This is a genomic window from Pseudoxanthomonas sp. (assembly GCF_002863005.1).
Taxonomy (GTDB): Bacteria; Pseudomonadota; Gammaproteobacteria; order Xanthomonadales; family Xanthomonadaceae; genus Pseudoxanthomonas_A.
Genome location: NZ_PKDG01000015.1, coordinates 443,888 through 464,330, shown reverse-complemented (window position 1 = coordinate 464,330; position 20,443 = coordinate 443,888). Strand labels below are relative to the sequence as shown.

At 67.5% G+C, this 20,443-nt stretch carries 20 protein-coding genes; 9 read left to right on the top strand and 11 right to left on the bottom strand.

The features are described 5' to 3' along the window. Positions 1-29 precede the first annotated feature (29 nt). Both CYU89_RS07070 and CYU89_RS07065 read left to right on the top strand, forming a co-directional pair. Positions 30-1,673 (top strand): choline dehydrogenase, encoded by a 1,644-nt coding sequence (locus CYU89_RS07070; protein WP_296279714.1) that lies wholly within the window; start codon positions 30-32, stop codon positions 1,671-1,673. A 304-nt stretch (positions 1,674-1,977) separates the two neighbouring features. After that, entirely contained in the window at positions 1,978-3,405 is a 1,428-nt protein-coding gene (locus CYU89_RS07065) for a serine hydrolase domain-containing protein (protein WP_296279712.1), read from the top strand. 57 nt (positions 3,406-3,462) lie between these two features. On the opposite strand, the gene CYU89_RS07060 is transcribed toward CYU89_RS07065, so the two are convergent. The 7 genes from CYU89_RS07060 to CYU89_RS07030 form a co-directional block, all read right to left on the bottom strand. Further along, complete coding sequence (locus tag CYU89_RS07060; protein WP_296279710.1) at positions 3,463-3,999, bottom strand: SRPBCC family protein; 537 nt, start codon at positions 3,997-3,999, stop codon at positions 3,463-3,465. Positions 4,000-4,114: 115 nt separating this feature from the next. After that, positions 4,115-4,561, bottom strand: a complete 447-nt coding sequence (locus tag CYU89_RS07055) for a hypothetical protein (protein ID WP_296279708.1) — start codon at positions 4,559-4,561, stop codon at positions 4,115-4,117. Between the two features lie 992 nt (positions 4,562-5,553). Next, positions 5,554-5,949: a glycine cleavage system protein GcvH gene (gcvH, locus tag CYU89_RS07050; protein WP_296279706.1), complete on the bottom strand. Its 396-nt coding sequence runs from the start codon at positions 5,947-5,949 to the stop codon at positions 5,554-5,556. An 84-nt stretch (positions 5,950-6,033) separates the two neighbouring features. Beyond that, positions 6,034-7,155, bottom strand: a complete 1,122-nt coding sequence (gene gcvT / locus CYU89_RS07045) for a glycine cleavage system aminomethyltransferase GcvT (RefSeq protein ID WP_296279704.1) — start codon at positions 7,153-7,155, stop codon at positions 6,034-6,036. 88 nt (positions 7,156-7,243) lie between these two features. After that, the gene (locus CYU89_RS07040; protein WP_296279702.1) at positions 7,244-7,759 is read right to left on the bottom strand and encodes a hypothetical protein; all 516 of its coding nucleotides are present in this window, start codon (positions 7,757-7,759) and stop codon (positions 7,244-7,246) included. Continuing rightward, the gene (locus tag CYU89_RS07035; protein ID WP_296279699.1) at positions 7,760-8,191 is read right to left on the bottom strand and encodes an NfeD family protein; all 432 of its coding nucleotides are present in this window, start codon (positions 8,189-8,191) and stop codon (positions 7,760-7,762) included. Between the two features lies 1 nt (position 8,192). Next, complete coding sequence (locus CYU89_RS07030) at positions 8,193-9,158, bottom strand: SPFH domain-containing protein (RefSeq protein ID WP_296279698.1); 966 nt, start codon at positions 9,156-9,158, stop codon at positions 8,193-8,195. A gap of 132 nt (positions 9,159-9,290) precedes the next feature. Here CYU89_RS07030 and CYU89_RS07025 point away from each other — a divergent pair, with 132 nt between their 5' ends. Genes CYU89_RS07025 through CYU89_RS07015 form a run of 3 tightly spaced genes read left to right on the top strand, consistent with a single transcriptional unit; the run spans position 9,291 to position 11,767 of the window. Then, positions 9,291-9,854 (top strand): sigma-70 family RNA polymerase sigma factor, encoded by a 564-nt coding sequence (locus CYU89_RS07025; RefSeq protein WP_296279696.1) that lies wholly within the window; start codon positions 9,291-9,293, stop codon positions 9,852-9,854. Next, positions 9,847-10,557, top strand: a complete 711-nt coding sequence (locus tag CYU89_RS07020) for a hypothetical protein (protein WP_296279694.1) — start codon at positions 9,847-9,849, stop codon at positions 10,555-10,557. Before CYU89_RS07025 ends, CYU89_RS07020 begins: the two co-directional genes overlap by 8 nt. Before the next feature lie 28 nt (positions 10,558-10,585). Next, positions 10,586-11,767, top strand: coding sequence for a PDZ domain-containing protein (locus CYU89_RS07015; RefSeq protein ID WP_296279693.1), 1,182 nt, complete (start codon positions 10,586-10,588; stop codon positions 11,765-11,767). A gap of 98 nt (positions 11,768-11,865) precedes the next feature. On the opposite strand, the gene CYU89_RS07010 is transcribed toward CYU89_RS07015, so the two are convergent. From CYU89_RS07010 to CYU89_RS06995, 4 genes are all read right to left on the bottom strand, one after another. After that, a complete protein-coding gene (locus tag CYU89_RS07010; protein WP_296279692.1) occupies positions 11,866-12,825 on the bottom strand; it encodes a DUF6607 family protein in 960 nt (319 codons plus the stop codon). 11 nt (positions 12,826-12,836) lie between these two features. Continuing rightward, positions 12,837-13,469, bottom strand: a complete 633-nt coding sequence (locus CYU89_RS07005; protein WP_296279843.1) for a Hemin transport protein — start codon at positions 13,467-13,469, stop codon at positions 12,837-12,839. Between the two features lie 11 nt (positions 13,470-13,480). After that, positions 13,481-15,718: a TonB-dependent hemoglobin/transferrin/lactoferrin family receptor gene (locus CYU89_RS07000; RefSeq protein WP_296279690.1), complete on the bottom strand. Its 2,238-nt coding sequence runs from the start codon at positions 15,716-15,718 to the stop codon at positions 13,481-13,483. A gap of 118 nt (positions 15,719-15,836) precedes the next feature. Then, positions 15,837-16,040 carry a hemin uptake protein HemP gene (locus CYU89_RS06995; protein ID WP_296279689.1) on the bottom strand — a complete coding sequence of 68 codons (204 nt, stop codon included), beginning with the start codon at positions 16,038-16,040 and terminating at the stop codon, positions 15,837-15,839. Between the two features lie 336 nt (positions 16,041-16,376). Here CYU89_RS06995 and CYU89_RS06990 point away from each other — a divergent pair, with 336 nt between their 5' ends. The 4 genes from CYU89_RS06990 to dusB all read left to right on the top strand — a co-directional run bounded on the left by CYU89_RS06990 (position 16,377) and on the right by dusB (position 20,437). Then, positions 16,377-16,946 (top strand): TMEM165/GDT1 family protein, encoded by a 570-nt coding sequence (locus CYU89_RS06990; RefSeq protein ID WP_296279686.1) that lies wholly within the window; start codon positions 16,377-16,379, stop codon positions 16,944-16,946. A 69-nt stretch (positions 16,947-17,015) separates the two neighbouring features. Beyond that, entirely contained in the window at positions 17,016-18,314 is a 1,299-nt protein-coding gene (locus tag CYU89_RS06985) for a nucleoside transporter C-terminal domain-containing protein (RefSeq protein WP_296279841.1), read from the top strand. 97 nt (positions 18,315-18,411) lie between these two features. Continuing rightward, positions 18,412-19,395, top strand: a complete 984-nt coding sequence (locus CYU89_RS06980) for a ribokinase (RefSeq protein ID WP_296279685.1) — start codon at positions 18,412-18,414, stop codon at positions 19,393-19,395. A gap of 43 nt (positions 19,396-19,438) precedes the next feature. Beyond that, positions 19,439-20,437, top strand: a complete 999-nt coding sequence (dusB, locus tag CYU89_RS06975; RefSeq protein ID WP_296279683.1) for a tRNA dihydrouridine synthase DusB — start codon at positions 19,439-19,441, stop codon at positions 20,435-20,437. Positions 20,438-20,443 lie beyond the last annotated feature (6 nt).

The window sequence follows — 20,443 nt, the reverse complement described above, 5'->3', positions numbered from 1 at the left end:
TTCGGCCGGACTTCGCAACAGGGCAGCATGTGTACGACTACATCATCGTGGGCGCCGGATCGGCCGGTTGCGTCCTTGCCCACCGCCTGAGCGAAGACCCGGCATGCCGCGTGCTGCTGCTCGAAGCCGGGCCGCGCGACTGGCATCCCTTCATCCACATGCCTGCCGGCCTGGCCAAGCTGGTCGGCCAGAAGGGTGTCAACTGGAACTACGACACCGCGCCCGAGCCGCACCTGGACAACCGTCGCCTGTGGTGGCCCCGCGGCAAGGTGCTGGGCGGGTCCAGTTCGATCAATGCGATGTGCTACATCCGCGGCGTGCCGCAGGACTACGACGACTGGGCGGCTGCGGGTGCCGCCGGCTGGGGCTGGGCCGGCGCATTGCCCTACTTCCGCCGCTCGGAACACAACACCCGCGGTGCGGACACGCTGCATGGCGGCGACGGCCCGCTGCACGTGTCCGATCTGCGCTACACCAATCCACTGTCCGCAGCCTTCGTCGAGGCGGGGGTGCAGGCCGGCTTCGCGCGCAACGATGACTTCAATGGTCCGACGCAGGCGGGCTTCGGGCTCTACCAGGTGACGCAAAAGGACGGTGCACGCTGTTCGGCGGCGGTGGCCTACCTGGACCCGGCGCGCGACCGCCAGAACCTCGACATCGTCACTGGCGCACTGGTGCGGCGCATCCTGCTGGAGAAGGGACGCGCCGTCGGCGTCGCCTACGCCCGCGGCGGCCATGAGATCGTCGTGCGGTGCGGACGCGAGGTGCTGTTGAGCGGCGGCGCGATCAACTCGCCGCAGCTGCTGATGCTGTCCGGCATCGGCCCTGCGGATCACCTGCAGCAGACGGGCATCAGCGTGCGGCACGCGCTGCCCGGCGTCGGCCGCAACCTGCAGGACCACCTCGACATCTGCACCCTGCAGCACAGCACCCAACGCATCACCTACGACCGTACCAGCGAGCTGAAGACGGCCTTCGACTATTTCCTGCGCGGGCATCGCGGCCCGGGCAGCAGCAACATCGCGGAGGCCGGCGCGTTCGTGCGCTCGCCGCTGGCTCCGGACGACCGCCCCGACATCCAGATGCATTTCGTGCCGGCCATGCTGGACGACCACGGTCGTCACCGGCTGCCCGGCGACGGCTATACGTTGCATGCCTGCTTCCTGCGCCCGCGAAGCCGGGGCCGCATCGCGCTGGCGAGCGCGGATCCGCGTGCCGACGCGCGCATCGAAGCCCACTACCTGAGCGACCCGGAAGGCTTCGACCTGAAGATGATGGTCGAGTGCGCCAAGCTGTCGCGCGAGCTGTTCGCCCAGCCCGCGTTCGACGCCTACCGCGGAGCACCGATCCATCCCCGCCGCACCGACCTGTCCGATGCGGAGCTGGTCGACTTCATCCGCGCCAAGGCGGAGACCGTCTACCACCCGGTCGGCACCTGCCGCATGGGCGAGGATGAGGACGCCGTCGTCGACCCGCAGTTGCGCGTGCGCGGCATCGAGGGGCTTCGGGTGATCGACGCCTCGGTGATGCCGTCGCTGATCGGCGGCAACACCAACGCACCCACCATCATGATCGCCGAGCGTGCGTCGGATCTGATCCGCTGCCGTCCCACCTTGTGTGGCGACGACCTGTCGGCACACACGGCACCGAGCGCACTGGCCACCGTCGCCTGAGTTCGCACCCGCCGCACACCCCCACGCGGCGATCGAGCCGTGCATCTGTTCAGCGGATGCCCGCGCGTCGCGCTGGCGTGCGCCTTGTTGGCGCGGCACTTGCATGTGGTCTAGTGGATCTTCCTGAACGCGATGCAAGCCCTCGCATCGCGGGCAGTCCACCTTGCTGAATTGGGACGTTCCGCACATCCGCAATCCGCAACAGGATGAACAACATGCACACGGAACCTCTCCTTGTTTGTGCAACCGAAAAAAGCGGCGTTATGATCCCAGACAGCATCCGCTCACGCAGGCGCCACGCACGATGAACCCCAAGAAAAGCCGGCGATCGCGCCATGTCTTCCGTGTCGGCATGATCGGCTTGCTGCTGCCGCTGACGCTTTCGTCCACGGCGCAGACACCGTCGAGCTGGAAGGCCGCCGGCCAAGGCCCGCAGGTCGCCGCGGCGACGGGCAATGCGGCGGCCAGCACGGCGCCCTACATGTCGCCCACGCAGCCGCGTCCCTACCGCACCTCGCTGGCGGAGCAGAACGTCCAGCCGCTCGCGGCGGGCTTCGACGTGCGTGCGTTCGAAACCATGGCCGAGCACCTCACGGTCGGCCAGCGCGTGCCTGGCCTGGCGATGGCCATCGTGCACAACGGCCGCGTGCTCAGCGCGCGCGGCTATGGCGTCACCGACGTGGTGAACCCGCAACAGGTCGACTCGCACACCGTGTTCCGGCTGGCGTCGCTGTCGAAGGCCTTCGCGAGCACGCTGACGGGCCTGATGGTGCAGGACGGGTCGTTGCGCTGGGACAGCAAGGTCAACCAGTTCGTGCCGGGGTTCCAGCTGAGCGATGCCAATGCGACGGCGCACGTGACCGTCGCGGATGTCCTCAGCCACAGCGTCGGCCTGCAGGCGCACAACGCGTTCGATCGCGACATCGAGGCCAATGCCGAGTACTACGACGTGGCCCGCAAGCTGGCCTACGCACCGCTGAAGTGCGCGCCCGGCGAGTGCTACGCCTACCAGAACGTCGCCTTCAGCCTGATCGGCGACGTGGTGTTCGCTGCGTCCGGGACGTTCTACGACCAGGCGGTGGACCGCCGCATCTTCAAGCCGCTGGGCATGAACGATGCGAGCATGGGCCTGGCCGGCATCGAAGGCAGCACGCGCTGGGCGCGTCCGCACGTGCGCAGCCGCAATGGCTGGGTGTCGCTCACGCCGAAGCCCACCTACTACCGCCTGCCGCCGGCGGCGGGGGTCAACGCCAGCGCCAGCGATCTTGCGCAGTGGCTGATCGCCCAGACAGGTCATCGTCCCGACGTGCTGCCCGCGCCCCTGCTGGCGACGCTGCATGCACCGGTGGTGACGACGCCTGGTGAAATGCGCGGCGGCTGGCGCCGGGAGCGCGTCAACTCCGCCAGTTATGCGCTGGGATGGCGCGTGTTCGATTACGCGGGCCAGCAGGTGGTTTTCCATGCCGGTGCCGTGCAGGGGTACCGGGGGCTGGTCGCCCTCGTGCCGGGTCAGGATCTCGGCGTGGCCCTGGTGTGGAACAGCGACAGCTCGCTGCCGTCCGGCCTGCTGCCGACCATCCTCGATCGTGCGATGGGCCTGCCGGGCCAGCCGTGGGTCGAAACGCCAGCCGACTACGATCTGCTGCTCGCCGAGTCGCCCGACGGAACGCCGGTCGACAACCGGAAGGACAGCGGGACCTCTTCGCAGCGCGCGACCGCATCGCCGCGCTGAGCACTCATCGGACGCTGCCGGTGCGATGGGGAACCATCGACCGGTTAGCCGTCGTCGTCAGCGTTGCGCGTCCTGTTCGAGCATCGCCTTGAGCCTGGACAGCCCTTTCTCGTAGTCCGCACCGATCATCCGGTCGAACAGCAGGCCCAGCCAACGCTTGAGCGGGTTGAACCCGTGCGCGCTGTCGAACGCCCAGGTCACGCGCGTTCCGTCGCCTTCCGGCGCGATCAGATAGGTCGCCTGCGCCTGGCTGCCATCGAAATCCAGCGCCACCACGATGCGACGCTGGGGCTCGCTGGCGATGATCTCCTGGCTGCCGCTGCCCACTGCCCGGTTGCCCACCCAACGCATGCGCGCGCCCGCGCCACGGTCCGGACCTTCGAAGGTGTACCTGGCCTGCGGGTCATACTCCGCCCACGGCGACCAGTCGTTGAAGCGCCGGAACGAGTCGAGCGTGTCGAAGACGGGTCCGGGGCTGCGCTTGATGACGACGGTGCGCTCGACATGCGTGGTCGACGGCAGGAACAACCCCACCACCACGAACAGCAACCCCAACGCGGCGATGGCCGCGAGCACCCATTTGATGAACTTCACGCGCCACCCTGTCGGCATCCGGAAAGCGGAAGCCTAGCGGTTCGCGCATAAAAAAACTCTCCCCCCGCTGGGCACAGGGAGAGAGTCCATGGTGTTACGGATAACCGGGGTGGGCTTAGATCAGCGGAGCCGGGGTGGCCGGCAGCGCGACCGGGGCCGCTTTCTTCTTGGACTTCTTGGCAGGCTTCTTGGCGGCCTTCTTCGCGGCCTTCTTGGCCGGCTTCTTGGCTACTTTCTTGGCTACTTTCTTGGCAGCCTTCTTCGCGGTCTTCTTGGCGGCCTTCTTGGCAACCTTCTTGGCCGGCTTCTTGGCTACCTTCTTGGTGGCCTTCTTCGCGGTCTTCTTGGCGGCCTTCTTCGCCGGCTTCTTGGCTACCTTCTTCGCAGCCTTCTTGGCGACCTTCTTCACTGCCTTCTTGGCCTTGGCGACCTTCTTGGCGACCTTCTTGGCAGCCTTCTTCACTGCCTTCTTCACGGTCTTCTTGGCAGCAGACTTCTTGGTGGCCTTCTTGGCAGCCTTCTTGGCGGCCGGTTTCTTCTTCGCAGCTTTCTTCATTGCCATGTGATGGCTCCTCGTCAGTGAACTATGGATTTTTACGTCTGGTTACAGCACATCTGCCCGGAGGCAGGCCCAGCTGCAAGAAACGCCGCGGGAGTCGGACCCGCCGGCAGCCGTCGTCGCGACACGCGCGGCGATACGGATTCCCCAGGGCGCCCGGCGTGCGAAACCCGGCTCCCTACAAATACGAAAACACCCGCGTCGCCAGGCGACACGGGTGCGGTGGAAAGGGTGCGTTGCGTTTTTCCGGGGGAAGCGAGGCCTGCGTCCACCGCGATCTGGGTGCGGACGATGGGCTGTGTTGTCTCTCGCGCTGTCGTGTTGATTCGACTCACTCGCTTCCGCAGCCGGTGCTGCTTGGGGCGAAACCTAATCACGGTTTTTCAAGGTGTCAACACCTTCGCGCAACTTTTTTCCAACGCCCCTCCCGGCGGCACGGCGGCAGCGAGCGCGCGGAACCACCGTCCCGTGGCGATGGCGGATACCCTCGACGCGACCCACTGACATGCGCGTGAAAAAAAACATCGGTAAAACGCGCATTTTTTTCATGGCGCATGCGCGCACCACGCGTCGGCCACGCGGCGCGGCATGCCGCGCGGTCGCACCGACGTGCACGCCTATGGCTTGAACGGCGGCTAAAAAAAACTTTCGTCTGGGGTGTCGGATTTCGCGTCGCACAAGCCCGATTGCGCCAAATTGCGCAAACTTTTTTCTTCGCCAGGCGACGCATCGCGACGTTCGAAACCATGCCGTCGATGGGAGAACGCTCGCGATCGCCTGCCGCGCATGCCACTCCGCCGCACGAACGCGTGACGTCCGGCGCGTACCCGCCATTCCACTTTTCCCGCCGCGGAAGGTGGCGCGCGACGGCGACGACGCACCCCGCCGTCTGTCCCGCGCGCTGCGCCGCGTCGGAAACGAAACGGGGAGCCGGCAGTGGCGGATCATCGTCCGCCATCGCCGGCTCCCCGTCGGGGACCGCCTGCAGGATTGCCTCAGTGGTCTTCGTCTTCGATCAGCTCGGCGTAGTCGTCGGGCGAGAGCAGGTCGTTGAGCTGCTCCGGCTCCTCGGCTTCGAGGACGAAGATCCAGCCTTCGCCGTAGGCGTCTTCGTTGATGGTTTCGGGCTTGTCGGCCAGCGCGGCGTTGACCTCGACGACCTTGCCGGTGATCGGGCTGTAGACGTCGGAGGCCGCCTTGACCGACTCGACCACCGCGCTCGCGTTGCCGGCTTCGATGCGGTCGCCCACGTTGGGCAGCTCGACGTAGACCAGGTCGCCCAGCAGGCCCTGCGCGTGATCGGAAATGCCGACGGTGACGCGACCGCCGGCTTCGACGCGGGCCCACTCGTGGGACTTCAGGAACTTCAGATCGCCAGGAATCTCACTCATGGGGTGCTCCGGATCGCTGCGTGGGTCGGGAAGGGAACGATAGTTTAGCGGAGGAATGCGGAAGTGAAGGCTGCCAGTCGCGGCTCACTCCAGGACGCCCGGCTGCGGCTGTCCGTCGCGCACGAACGGGAACTTCACGACGCGCACCGGCACGTCCCTGCCACGGATGTCCACGCGTACGCCGCCCGCGGCGCCCAGCGGAATGTCGCCGGCCGGCACGCGCGCGAACGCGATCGCCTTGCCGAGCGTCGGCGAGAAGGTGCCCGACAGGATCTCGCCTTCGCCATGGGCGGTGAGCACTTTCTGCCCGTGGCGCAGCACACCCTTCTCGTCCATGACCAGGCCGATCATCTGGCGCGCCGCGCCGGTCGCCTTCTGCGCCTCCAGCGTGGCGCGGCCGGTGAACGGACGGCCTTCGTCCAGTGCGACCGTCCAGGCGAGCGCCGCTTCGTAGGGCGAAACGGTGTCGTCCATGTCCTGGCCGTATAGGTTCATGCCGGCCTCCAGGCGCAACGTATCGCGCGCGCCCAGGCCCGCCGGCTTGACGCCGGCATCGAGCAGCGCGTTCCAGAACGCCACCGCCTGCGCCTGCGGCAGCACGATCTCGTAACCGTCCTCGCCCGTGTAACCGGTGCGCGCGACGAACAGCGGCACGCCCTGGGTACTGGTGGCGTCGGCGGCGGCGAAGCGGGTCAGCTTGCCGACCTTCGCGCGGTCTTCTTCCCGCAACAGCCCGTGCACGCGCTCGCGGGCGGTCGGACCCTGGACGGCCACCATGGCGAAGTCCGGGCGCTCGGCGACTTGGACGTCGAAGGGCGCCGCCTGCGCGGTGATCCACGCCAGGTCCTTCTCGCGGGTGGCCGCATTGACCACCAGGCGGAAGAAGTCCTCCGCCAGGAAGTAGATGATGAGGTCGTCGATGACGCCACCCTGCGCATTGAGCATCGCCGTGTACAGTGCCTTGCCTGGCTTCTGCAGCTTGTCGACCGAGTTGGCGACCAGTTGGCGCAGGAATTCCCTCGTACGCGGCCCGCGCAGGTCGACCACGGTCATGTGGCTGACGTCGAACATGCCGGCGTCGCGGCGCACCTGGTGATGCTCCTCGATCTGCGAGCCGTAGTGGATCGGCATGTCCCAGCCGCCGAAGTCGACCATCTTGGCGCCGAGCGCGCGATGGGTGTCGTTGAGGATGGTCTTCTGGGTCATGACGGATTCCGGGACGGACAAAGAGGGCCATTATCCCAGAACGCACCAGCACGGTGCGGCACGACGGAGCGCCGTCGTACGCCGCGTGCTAAAGGCCGTAGTAGGCCTCGTTGATGCAGTCCACGGAACGCGCCTCCAGCACCTCGAATCGGCCATCGGGCAACCGCAGCCGGCCCGCCCACGCGACATCCTTCAGCCATTCCGTCGCGGTGTCGTGCTGCCGAACGATCGCCGCCACGCGCGCGTCGTCGCGCCCGTTCACGCGGCAGGTGCCGAACTGAAGGTAGTAGCCGGTCCGTCCGGTGGGATACGGCAGCGCATCGGTGATGCGCCACTGCGCACGGGCGCCGTCGCGGCCGGCGAACTGGCCTGCCACCACGAAGCGCGGCACGGGGTCGCCATCGATTGTGGCTGCGGGTGCGGCCAGCACGCCGACGGAGTAATCGCAGACGCGGGCCGGATCCGCGGACTCCGAGACGCAACTCCCCCCCAACTCGTCGAGCCCGTCCGGGTAAGGCGGCATGACCTTGCCGACGAGATCCGTCGCCGCCACCGCCAACGGCGCCAGCACCGACATCGACCACGCCAGCCGCGGAACGCCCACTTACGCCTCCTGCACCTTCAGGGTCATGCCATTCACTGCGATCACCCGCACCCGCGTGCCGAGGGGCAGGTCGGCACCTTCCACCGTCCAGAACGCATCGTCGATCTTGACCCGGCCGCGGCCGCCTTCGATGGGCTGGTCGAGCGTGGCGACGGTTCCCACCAGCTGCTCGGCGCGGCGGTTGAGCAGCGGCTTGTCGCTCTGCCGCCCCTTGCCGCGGAACCACTTGCGGTAGACCGCCACGGAGATCACGGCGAGCACGGAAAACAGCACCACCTGCGCCAGCCAGCCCACGCCCGGGGCGGCCAGCACCACGATCGCCATCGCCACCGCCGCGAATCCGAACCACAGCATGAAGGCGCCCGGCGCCATCGCTTCCGCCGCGAACAGCACCAGCGCCGCGATCGCCCAGAACGCGAACTTGATGCTCATGTCAGCCTCCCGGGACGCGCGGCGGGCGCGGCGGCGCAGCAACCTGTTGCTTGCCCAGCGCCTCCCTGGCGAGTTCGGCGATGCCGCCGATCGATCCGATGATGCCGCTGGCCTCCATCGGCATCAGCACGAATTTCTGGTTCGGCGCGGTGGCCAGCTCCTTGAACGCTTCCACGTATTTCTGCGCGATGAAGTAGTTGATCGCCTGCACGTCGCCCTGCGCGATGGCGTTGGACACCAGTTCGGTGGCCTTGGCCTCGGCTTCCGCCAGGCGTTCGCGCGCCTCGGCTTCGCGATAGGCGGCCTCGCGCTTGCCTTCGGCTTCCAGGATCGCGCTCTGCTTGTCGCCCTCTGCACGCAGGATTTCCGACTGCCGCGCGCCTTCCGCTTCCAGGATCGAGGCGCGCTTGTCGCGCTCGGCCTTCATCTGCCGCGCCATCGCGTCGACCAGATCGCGCGGCGGCTGGATGTCCTTGATCTCGATGCGGTTGACCTTCACGCCCCACGGGCTGGTCGCATGGTCCACCACGCCGAGCAGCTTGGCGTTGATCGTCTCGCGCTGGCTGAGCGACTCGTCCAGGTCCATCGAACCGATCACCGTGCGGATGTTCGTCTGCACGAGGGCGATCATCGCCTGGTCCAGGCTGGACACTTCATAGGCCGCCTTGGCGGCGTCCAGCACCTGGAAGAACACCACGCCGTCCACCTTCACCACCGCGTTGTCCTTGGTGATGACGTCCTGCGAGGGCACTTCGAACACCTGCTCCATCATGTTGACCTTGCGGCCGATGCTCTGCATGTACGGGATGAGGAAGTGCAGGCCGGGCGACATGGTGTGGGTGTACTTGCCGAAGTGCTCCACGGTGAACTCGTACCCCTGGGGGACGACGCGGACGCCCTTGAAGAAGGTCACGACGATGAACAGCGCCACCGCCGCGACCACGAGTGTCGAAATACCGAAATCCATGCTGGCCCCCTCCCGTGATGTGGCCTCGATTATAGGCGCCGGAGGGAGGGCGCCGACGGGAACTTCACCGCCCCTGCGACGGTATTGCCTTCCGCCGCATCCCTACCTCCGAACCCCGACGAATTTCCCCGCTTGAGCCGATCGCAGTTCGCCATCGATATCCCCGACGCCCTAGTCGCCCGCGCGCGCACCGGTTGCCGGGAGGCGTTCGAGCAGATCTACCGACGGTTCGAGCGGCCGGTGTTCACGCTGGCGCTGCGCATCTGCGGCGACCGCGAGGAGGCCGGCGACGTGCTGCAGGACACCATGCTGAAGCTGTTCCACCACCTGCCGGACTATCGCGCCGACTGCCCCTTCTGGGGGTGGCTGCGGCAGATCGCGGTCAACGAAGCCCTGCTGCGCCTGCGCCGGCAGAAGCGACTGGTCGCGGAGATTTCGGTGGAGGAAGACGACCTGCCGCCGGACCAGGGCCTGCCCCCCGCGGCCGCGGCCGACGCCGCGCTGCTGCAGCGCGCACTGGAAGCGCTACCCGCGGCGACCCGCAGCGTGTTGTGGCTCTACCACGCCGAGGGCTATACCCACGAGGAGATCGCCGGGCTCATGCAGCGCACGCCCAGCTTCTCCAAATCGCAGGTCTCCCGCGGCACGCGCCGGCTGCGGGCGCTGTTGAACATCGAGGACACCGTCCATGCCTGATTCCCGTTCCCGCGAACCCATGCCGCGCGATTGGGGCGATGCCTTCGGCGCCCTGCCGCTGGAAGCGCCGCCTCACGGCGCATGGCAGCGCGTCGCCGCTGCACTGCCGCCAGCGCGCGTGCCGGCACGTCCGGTGCGCTGGCGACGTCCCGTCCTCGCGATGGCCGCGACAGCCTTCTTCGCCGCCGTGATCCCGTTGATGCACTGGCGGGATGCACAGACCCCGATGCCGCCGTCGCAACGCGCGCCTGCGGTCGCGGCCACGGCACCGGCGCTTCCGGACATCCCGGCGCGATCCGCCGATGCCGAACCCGCCGCCGCACCCGTGGGTGCCTCCACGACGCAACGGATCGCTGACTCGCCGTCGGCGCGCCCAGTCATCGCACGCCCTGTGCCTCGCGCGCCGACGGAACCCGCCCGTCTCGATGCGCTCTACACCGAATCCGCGCGACTCGAAGCCTTGCTGGCGCAACTACCCGACAGCAGTACCGGCAACGTGGCGGCCCTCACCGTCAGCGCCGACCTGCAGGACCAGGTCAGCCACATCGACCTGGCCCTCTCGCAACCCGCCCTGTCCGAGGCCACACGCACCGCGCTGTGGGAAGAGCGCGTCGACACGCTGCGCCAGCTCACCGGCGTGGAAGCCACCCAACGCTGGCAGGTCGCGTTGAACGATACCGCCGCCGACAGCGCCATCTACTGATCCAGAACACGCAACGAGGAGACCTTCCATGCTCAACCCCCTATCCCGGTCGCTGCTGGCCCTTGCACTGGTCGCATCGCTTCCGGCGTTGGCCCAGCCGGGCGATGCGGCGAAACAGAAGGAACTGGACGCCGCCCGCGCGGACCTGCAGCGCGCCGCGAAACGCGTCGCCGAACTCTCGCGGGACGCCGGCGCCATGCGCCCACCCGTCGACATCGATCACATCGTCGTGCGTCGGCCGCGCCTCGGCGTGCTGCTCTCGGGCGACGACGCGGCAGGCGTGCGCATCACGGGCGTGACGCCGGACAGCGGCGCGGCCAAGGCCGGCCTGAAGGCGGGCGATCGGCTGATGCGCGTGGCCGGCGAGACGATCGGTGGCGCCACCGCCGACGCCCGCGTGGCCGACGCGCGCGCGCGGTTGGCCAACCTCAAGGCGGATACCCCCGTGCACGTCACCTATCAGCGCGACGGCAAAACACACGAAGCGAGCGTCACTCCCACCCAGGTATCGCCGCGCGTAGCATTCGCCGGCCAGGGTCCGGGCGCCGTCTTCTTCAGCAGCGCCGACGGCGGCATGCCGAGGATCGAAGGCGTGCCCCTGCCGATGGGCGAGATCAGCACCGTCATCGCACCCGAAGTCCAGCTCGAGCTCCGCAAGCTCGGGCAACTGGGCGACTGCAAGGGCGAGGACTGCCAGCTGCCCGCACTCGCCCATGCCTTCCGCTGGAGCAACCTCAACCTGGCGACGGTGGATGCTTCGTTGGGTCGCTACTTCGGCACGGACGCCGGCGTGCTCGTGCTGTCTGTCGGCGAGGAACTCGAGGGCCTGCAGGCGGGCGATGTGATCCGCAAGATCGACGGCGCAACCGTCACCTCGCCTCGCGACGTCACGCAGGCGCTCCGCGACAAGCCGGAAGACGCCAAGGTCGCGGTCGAATACCTGCGGGACCGCCAAACCCGGACCAGCACCGTGACCGTACCGAAAGCCGCGGCGTTCCGTTTTCCCGCGACATCGCGCGTGGTCGTGAAGCCGCGTGCGGCCGAGACCGCGGGCAAGGCACCCAACGTCGTGGAGCGTCGGCGCGTGATGATCGTCGACCAGGACGGCAAGGTGCAGACATTCGAAGACAATGATGGCGACATGCCGCTGCCGCCCCCGCCGCCTGCTGCGCCCGTACCGCCATCCGGCAAGGGCAGCACGCTGCTCTGACACGTATTACTAGAAGAGAAACCGATGAATCCCCTGCCCCCGCAACCGCGGGGGTCTTTTTCTGCAAAGGCGGCACGTCCCTGTGCCGGAGAGAACCTTCAGCGCGATTGCCCGGCCGCGGCGGTACGTTCTGCAGGTGCGGGTTCGACCCAGTCGGCGAACACCTTGGCGATGGCCGCATCCGCCACGGTCTTGCCTTCCTGCACGTCGCTGGCCTGGGTGAACAGCGGAATGATCATCGCCATGCCATCCACCTTGGTTTTCAGGTGGACGCCGGGCGCGCGGGACAGGTATCGATCCCAATGCGCGCGCACCTTGGCCCAGTAGCCGGCCGTCGCCTGCCAGTAATCGCGCGCGGGCTTGAAGTCGACCTCGGTGGTCTTGATGTAATCGTTGAAGCCGAACTCGCGCGCCAGTTCCACCTGCGCACCGTCAGGTTTTCGCAGGACCTTGGTGTTGAACTGCTCGTGAGTCCAGCCGTTCGGCGTCAGCGTGTGGCGGTTGACCACCGACAGGGCGTTGTAGTCGCTGCGCTTGGTGTACTCGCGACGTGGTAGCGGCCGCCAGCTCAGATCGCTGGTCCAGGTCGTCACGCCGTTGGTGTACTCCCAGCGGCCGGTACCGCAGTAGCGCGGCGCATCGCTGACCTCATACACGCACTGCGTCCAGGCGCCGCGCGTGGCATCGGCAGGGATCGCGCGGACGCTCCAGGTCTGATCGGCACTGAACTCGAAGCGCGTAGGTGCCTCGTAGGTCCAGTCCTGCCGCCAGTGCTTGGTCACGTGGCCACTCTCGGCGTCGACCAGGATGTGCTGGAGGACGATCCGGCTCGGCGTGTCTTCGACGACGATGACGGTCTCATCGCCGCCGCTGCGCATGGCCGCCTGCCGCTCGTAGCCCGGCTGCAGCAGGACGGTTTCGTCGAAGGCGAAGTCGACGGTGTAATCGCCCTGCATCGCCAGGATCGACTGGCGATCGCGGGCAGGGTCGGCGGCGAAGGCCTGACCTGCGGCCAGCAGCAAGGCGGTGGACAGCAGGGTGGCGACCGGTGTTTTCATGGTGGCTTCTCTCATGTGAGTCTGATCAGCGGCACGACCTTGTCGCCCGCCTCCATAGGGGTTTGTCGATCCGCGCCAGGCAGGGACGCGTTGTAGCGGGTCGACGATGCGCAGCAGCAGTCGTGCAGCCCGCTTTCCAGTTCTGCGCCTTCCGCATGCGCGATGCGACGCGCCGTGTTGACGCCCAGCACCGACATCAACGACAGGCTGGCTGCCAGCACGGGCAACGTGGCGGGCTGCGGCACCGCATGGAGTTGCAGCGCACAGGCGCGCCACTGCCCGCCGAGCAAGCGTCCAGCGAGGCGTTGCCACAGGCGGTCGGCCAGCCCGGCGGCTTCACCTTCGGCGCCCTGCGGCAACGACGCCACCAGGCGATCCCAGGCCACGAAATCGCTGTCCGGCAACAGGCACAGACGCCAGCAACACCGTCCCTGCGCGTCGAAGAACAGCAATCGTTCGTCCAGCCCGTCGCTACCCACCCCTGCGTGGGCTTCCACCCGCACCGCCTGTTGCCAGCCGGCCAGTTCGCTGCCGTGCTGCGTGCGATACAGGCACAGCACAGGTCCCAACGCCGCGAGTTGCGCGGCGCCCGGGAACGCATCCGCGGATGCACCCGTGACGGAGCCGGGGAGTGCCCGCAGCATCGGCATGGCGGTTACCAGCTCACCGCCACGCTGGCCGACAGCGTGCGACCCGGCGCGGTGTAGCGATCGAGCGTGGTGCTGCCGGTGGCAACGAGCGCCATGTCGCCCGCATCGATGTAGCGACGATCGGCCAGGTTGAAGACGCCAACGTTGAACTTCGCGCCAGGCGCGAAATTCCAGTGCGCATACAGGTCGAGCACGCCGTAACCCGCCTGGCGGTAGTAGTCCGGGTCCGACACGCGGCGCTTGCGGTCCACGAAACGGCCCGCAAGTTCCGCACCCCACGACGAGGCGTCGTAGGCCAGGCCCAGCGTCGCGGTCAGCGGGTCCACGCTGTCCAGCGGCGTATCGGTGCTGCGGTCCTTGCCGCGCGACCACGCGGCCGCACCACGCAACGACCAGCCCGCCCACGCGTCGGACAGCGCACCGATGTCCAGGCCCGCCTTGAGCTCCAGGCCATGGATCTGCGCCTCGGAAATATTCTGCGACTGGTAGACCATCAGCCCGTCATCGTTGTTGCCGATGGGCCGCATCGATTCGATGAAGTCGTCGTAGCGGTTGTAGTAGCCCGAGAAGCTGGCATACGCCACTTCGCCTGCATGACGCACGCCGACTTCGACGCCGTCGCTGGTTTCCGGCTTCAGGTCCGGGTTCGCGATGGCGGTGTAGCCGAACTGCACGTTGGTGAACCCGATGTTGACGTCGTTGTAAGGCGGTGAGCGGAAGCCGTGCGCATAGCCGCCGAACAACGACCACGCCGGCGCGAACGTCCACACCATGCCGAGTTTGGGCGACACGCTGGTTTCGCGGATGTCCGCCAGCGCCACGCCCGGATTGTCGGCGTCGAAGATCGCGTCGTGCTGCGGATCGAGGCGATAGTGATCCACGCGCAGGCCCGGCACCAACCGGAACGTACCGTCGGCGAAGCTGATCTCGTCCTGTACGTAGAGCGCGGCGGTGGTGGTTTTGCTCACCGGGAAGTCGCGCACGGGGAACGTATCCGGCGACATGACCGGCGTGCTCACGCCGGTCAGCGGGAATGTGCGCAGGCCGTCGCGCTTCTGCCGCGTCTCGGTACGTGCGAGGTCCAGGCCATAAATCAGGTCCTGGCGAACAGAAGTACCGAACGCCTTGCGAAAGTTCGCCTGGAGACCATAGGTCCGCTGGTCGAAATTGAACTCGCGCTCGCGGATGTCGCGCAGCGTCGGCGCAGGCAGCGTCCGTTCCTCGCGCGTGTACTGGGTGGTTTCGCTGTCCTGGCGGTAGATCTGCCAGTCCAGACTGTCGGCGAATGCCGCCGAAAGGTTGTCCCACTCATGCGCGAAGGCGATGCGCGCACGCGTCTGGTGGTCGCGCGCGATCACGCGATCGTTGGTGGCGCGCGTCAGCGATTGATACCCCTGCTGGGTCAACAGATCGGTATCGGCATTGTCCTCGTTGCCTTCCACCGTCAGGCGGAACCGCTGTCCTTCGCTCGGTGCAAAGACCAGCTTCGTCAACAGGCTGCGGCCGTCCCGTTCCTGCGGATTCGGCAACGTGCGCGTGGCACCGACGCCACCGACATCGCCCTGGTTCTCGGTCTCCTGGCCCTGCCGGTGGCCCACGCTGACCAGGCCGCTCCAGCGCTCGCCGCCGAAGGCCGTGGTGGCGTTGCCGAACAAGCCGTTCCAGCTGCTGTCGAAGCCGAGGCGGAAGCCGAAGTACGCATCCTTGCCGTCATCGAGATAGTCCGAAGGATCCTTGGTGATGAACGACACGACGCCGCCGAGCGCATCCGAGCCGTACAGCGAACTGGACGGCCCGCGCACGATCTCGACCTGCTTCAACGTGTCCAAGTCGACGAAGTTGCGGCTCGCGTTGGAGAAGCTGCCGATCGAGAACGCGTCCGATACCGGAATGCCATCGGTCTGGATGCGTACGCGATTGCCTTCCAGGCCGCGGATGCGGAAGCCACCCAGGCCGAAGCGGCCGAAGCTGGAGGTCACGGTCACGCCGGGCTCATAGCGCACCAGTGCCTTGATGTCGCGGACCAGGCGGTCGTCCAGTTCCTCGCGATCGATGACGCTGACCGTGTTCGGCACATCCGTGACGGCGCGCTCGCTGCGCGTGGCGGTAACCTGGATGCGCGCCAGTTCATTCGCATCGGCGCTGGAGGAAGAGGGCGAAGCCGCATCGGTGGCGGGAGCGGCATGGGCATGGCCGGCAAGGGCCAGCCACACGGCCGCGGTGAGCAGCGTGGGACGCATCATGGCGTACAGCATTCCTGTGGGTGGTGATCAGACCCGGAAGGCTGGCGGCCGGAGAATCCTTGGCTGGCCCGGTGGAGAGAGAAGCGGGTCGCCGCCATCGGTGGCGGCGACCTTGGAACTACTTGGTGAGGATCAGCTTGTCATTGCTGGTGTGACGCAGGCGATAGACGCGGTCGCCATGGCGGATCAGGACTTCGCGCTGCCCCTTCAACAGAGCGTCGCTGTGGAGCAGGTCTTCGCTGCGTGGCGTGGCCGGCAAGGAGAGGCGCTCGCGCAGCGAACGCGTGTCGAGCATGGGCGAGGTGGTGAGGGTCGGGATCATGGTGGGCTCCAGGGAAGGAACGTCATTGATGATAATGATTCTTATTTGCGAGTCAACACCCCGTGCATGTGCCTCCCGCCGCCGTCCAAATGAGAACGTCTCCACCTTGCCCGCGTCCGTCTCATTACAATGTGCGCACTTTCCTCCTCCGGGGAGTAGCCCACCCGTCCTGACGGGGTCCGCGCGTCAACACACTTGGTCAGCCGACCATGGTGCGCGGGACGAAGCGATCCGCTTCGCCGGGCAAGACCGAAGGCAGGCGTCGCGCTTACCCGGGCCGGGCAGCGCGTCGTTTGCCTTCGCGCTCGACGCGAATGCCTGGCCCCGGAGCTGTCGATGCAATCGCTGCATGCCCTGCTGGTCTCCACCGGCACCGTCACCCTGGCCGAAATCGGCGACAAGACCCAACTGCTCGCGCTGCTGCTGGCGGCGCGTTACCGCAAACCCTGGCCCATCGCCTGGGGCATCCTCGCCGCCACGGTCGTGAACCATGCCATCTCCGCCTGGCTTGGCGCGGAGCTCACCCAATGGCTGTCACCGGACGTCCTGCGCTGGCTGGTGGCCGCCAGCTTCCTGGCCGTGGCCCTGTGGACGCTCAAGCCGGACACCCTGGACGAGAACGAGAAACTGCCCGCGCACGGCGCGTTCATCGCCACCACCCTCGCCTTCTTCCTGGCGGAGATCGGCGACAAGACCCAGGTCGCCACCGTCCTGCTGGCGACCAAGTACACGCCGCTGTGGCAGGTGATCGCGGGCACCACGATCGGGATGCTGCTGGCCAACCTGCCGGTGGTCTGGCTGGGCCATCGGTTCGCCGACAGGCTGCCGCTGAAGCTGGCCCGCACGCTGGCGGCCGTGGTGTTCTTCGGCCTGGCCCTCTGGGTCGCGTGGCGAGGGGTTGGCTGAACGGTCTGGGGAAGCCGGCGCGCTGCTAGACTGCCCGGTCAGAACAACATGCAAGGTCTGGGGGAATACATGCTGGAAGTCTTGGGGCGGATCGGCTTTGGCCTGTTCGGTCTGGCGGTGCTGATCGGCATCGTCTGGCTGTTTTCCAACAACCGGAAGGCCATCGACTGGAAGCTGGTCGCCACGGGCGTCACCCTGCAGATCGCCTTCGCCGCGCTGGTGCTGCTGGTGCCCGGCGGACGCGAAGTGTTCGACTGGCTGGGCCATGGGTTCGTGAAGATCCTCGAGTTCGTCAAGGCGGGCTCCGGCTTCATCTTCGGTAGCCTGATGGACACCGAGAAGTTCGGCTTCATCTTCGCCTTCCAGGTACTGCCCACCATCATCTTCTTTGCCGCGCTGATGGGCGTGATGTACCACCTGGGCGTGATGCAGTTCATCGTGCGGATGATGGCGCTGGCCATCACCAAGGTCATGAAGGTCTCCGGCGCGGAAACCACCAGCGTCTGCGCCAGCGTGTTCATCGGCCAGACCGAGGCGCCGCTGACGGTGCGCCCCTATATTCCGAAGATGACCGAGTCCGAGCTGATCACCATGATGATCGGCGGCATGGCCCACATCGCCGGTGGCGTGCTTGCGGCCTACGTGGGCATGCTGGGTGGCGGCGACCCGGAGCAGCAGGCCTTCTATGCCAAGCACCTGCTGGCCGCCTCGATCATGGCCGCTCCCGCCACGCTGGTGGTGGCGAAGCTGCTGATCCCGGAAACCGGCACGCCGCTGACCCGCGGCACCGTGAAGATGGAAGTGGAGAAGACCTCCAGCAACATCATCGACGCCGCTGCCGCGGGCGCCGGCGATGGCCTGAAGCTGGCATTGAACATCGGCGCGATGCTGCTCGCGTTCATCGCCCTGATCGCGCTGATCAATGCGCCGCTGACGTGGCTGGGCGAGATCACCGGCCTGGCCTCCGCGATCGGCAAGCCGACCGACCTGGCGACGATCTTCGGCTACCTGCTGGCGCCCATCGCCTGGGTGATCGGCGTGCCGTGGCAGGACGCGACCACCGTGGGTTCGCTGATCGGCCAGAAGGTGGTGATCAACGAGTTCGTCGCTTACCTGCAGCTGGCCGGCATCGTGAACGGGCAGACGCCCGGCGTGACGCTGACCGATGAGGGCCGCCTGATCGCGACCTATGCGTTGTGCGGTTTCGCCAACTTCAGTTCGATCGCGATCCAGATCGGCGGCATCGGCGGCCTGGCGCCCGAGCGTCGCTCCGACCTGGCACGGTTCGGGCTGCGCGCCGTGCTGGGCGGCACCATCGCGACGCTGATGACGGCCACCATCGCCGGCGTGCTGTCGCACTTCGGCTGACCCGGGAGCGGCGGCCGCCGGCCGCCCCGCCCATCCTGTTTACGTTCCTTTCCCGTGGGCGTGGCGATGCCGCGTTCCGGACCTCAGGTATCGCACCATGAATACGCACCTCCCTGCCGCCCGCGTCGTCGTCGTGGGCTCATTCAATGTCGATCATGTCTGGCGCTGCGACGCGCTGCCGGCGGCGGGCGCCACCATCGCCGGACGTTATGCCAGTGGGCCCGGGGGCAAGGGCTTCAACCAGGCGGTCGCGGCGGTGCGGGCGGGTGCGGACACCACGTTCGTCTGTGCGTTGGGCGACGACGCCGGGGGGCGGCTGGCGCGTGATCTGGCGGCCGCCGACGGCCTGGCGCTGCGCGTCGACGCGAGCGAGGAGCCCACCGGGACGGCCGGCATCTACGTGGATGCGCACGGGCGCAACACCATCGTCATCGGCGCCGGCGCCAACGCGACCCTGTCGGCCGACTTCGCCACGGGGCAGGCGGACGTGCTCGTCGCCGCAGGCGTGGTGCTGGCCCAGCTGGAATCGCCCGCGGACACCGTACTGGCCACGCTGCAGGCCGCCCGCCAGTGCGGTGCCACCACCCTGCTGAACCCCGCACCGGCGAATGCCGCGACGACGACCGAACTGCTGGCGCACGCCGATGTCATCACGCCGAACGAAACCGAATTCGCCGCCCTGCTCGCACGCCACCTGGGCGAACGGATCAGCGCCGACGATGTCGCCACGCTCGATGGGGTCACCCTGCACCAGCACTGTCGTCAGCTGTTCCCCCACGGCACCGTGGTGGTGACGCTGGGCGCCACCGGCGTGTACGTGTCGCATCCCGACGACGCCCTGCGCGGCGACGCCCGCCCGCATTACCGCGTCGCGGCGGAGGCGGCCACGGTCGTCGATACGACCGGCGCCGGCGATGCCTTCAACGGCGCACTCGCGGCATCGCTGGCCGAGGCCGCACTGCCCTGCTTTGCCGATCACGTGCGGTTCGCCAACCGCTACGCGGCGCTGTCGACCGAACGTGCTGGTGCCGCGCTGGCGATGCCATTGCGCGCGGACCTGGCGGCGCGCTACGGCGCGTAGTCCTGCCGGTTCTCCCCGGGGACAAACGGCGGATAATACCGGCATGCAGATCGGTCCCTATCGCATCGACGCCCCCGTGATGCTGGCCCCCATGGCCGGCGTCACAGACAAGCCGTTCCGCCTGCTGTGCAAGCGGTTGGGCGCGGGGCTGGCGGTGTCGGAGATGACCATCAGCGACCCGCGGTTCTGGAACACGAACAAATCGCTGCACCGGATGGACCACGACGGTGAACCCAGCCCGGTCAGCGTGCAGATCGCCGGCACCGAACCCGAGCAGCTCGCCCATGCCGCGCGCCACAATGCCGACCACGGTGCGCAGATCATCGACATCAACATGGGCTGCCCGGCCAAGAAGGTGTGCAATGCCTGGGCCGGCTCGGCGCTGATGCGCGACGAGGCGCTGGTGGGCCGCATCCTGGAAGCCGTCGTGAAGGCGGTCGACGTTCCCGTCACCCTGAAGATCCGCACCGGCTGGGATTGCGACCATCGCAACGGACCGGTCATCGCGCGCATCGCCGAGGCCAGCGGCATCGCCTCGCTGGCTGTCCACGGCCGCACGCGCGACCAGCACTACACCGGCACCGCCGAGTACGACACCATCGCCGCGATCAAGGCGGCACTGCGCATTCCGGTCGTGGCCAACGGCGACATCGACTCGCCGGAAAAGGCAGCGCACGTGCTGGCGACGACGGGGGCCGATGCGGTGATGATCGGCCGCGCTGCGCAGGGCCGTCCCTGGCTCTTCCGCGAGGTCGCGCACTACCTGGCCACCGGCGAACGCCTGCCGCCGCCGTCCCTGCAGGAAGTCCGCGACATCCTGCTCGGCCACCTGGAAGCCTTGCATGGCTTCTATGGTGAGCCGCAGGGCGTTCGCATCGCCCGCAAGCACCTGGGCTGGTATGCGAAGGATCGCCCGGAGAACATCGCCTTCCGTGCCGTGGTCAATCGTGCCGAGAGCGCGGACGAACAGGTACGGCTGACGCGCGACTATTTCGATGCACTCATCGCCGGTGCCGTGCCGGACCTGCCCGCCGCCGCCTGAGGAACC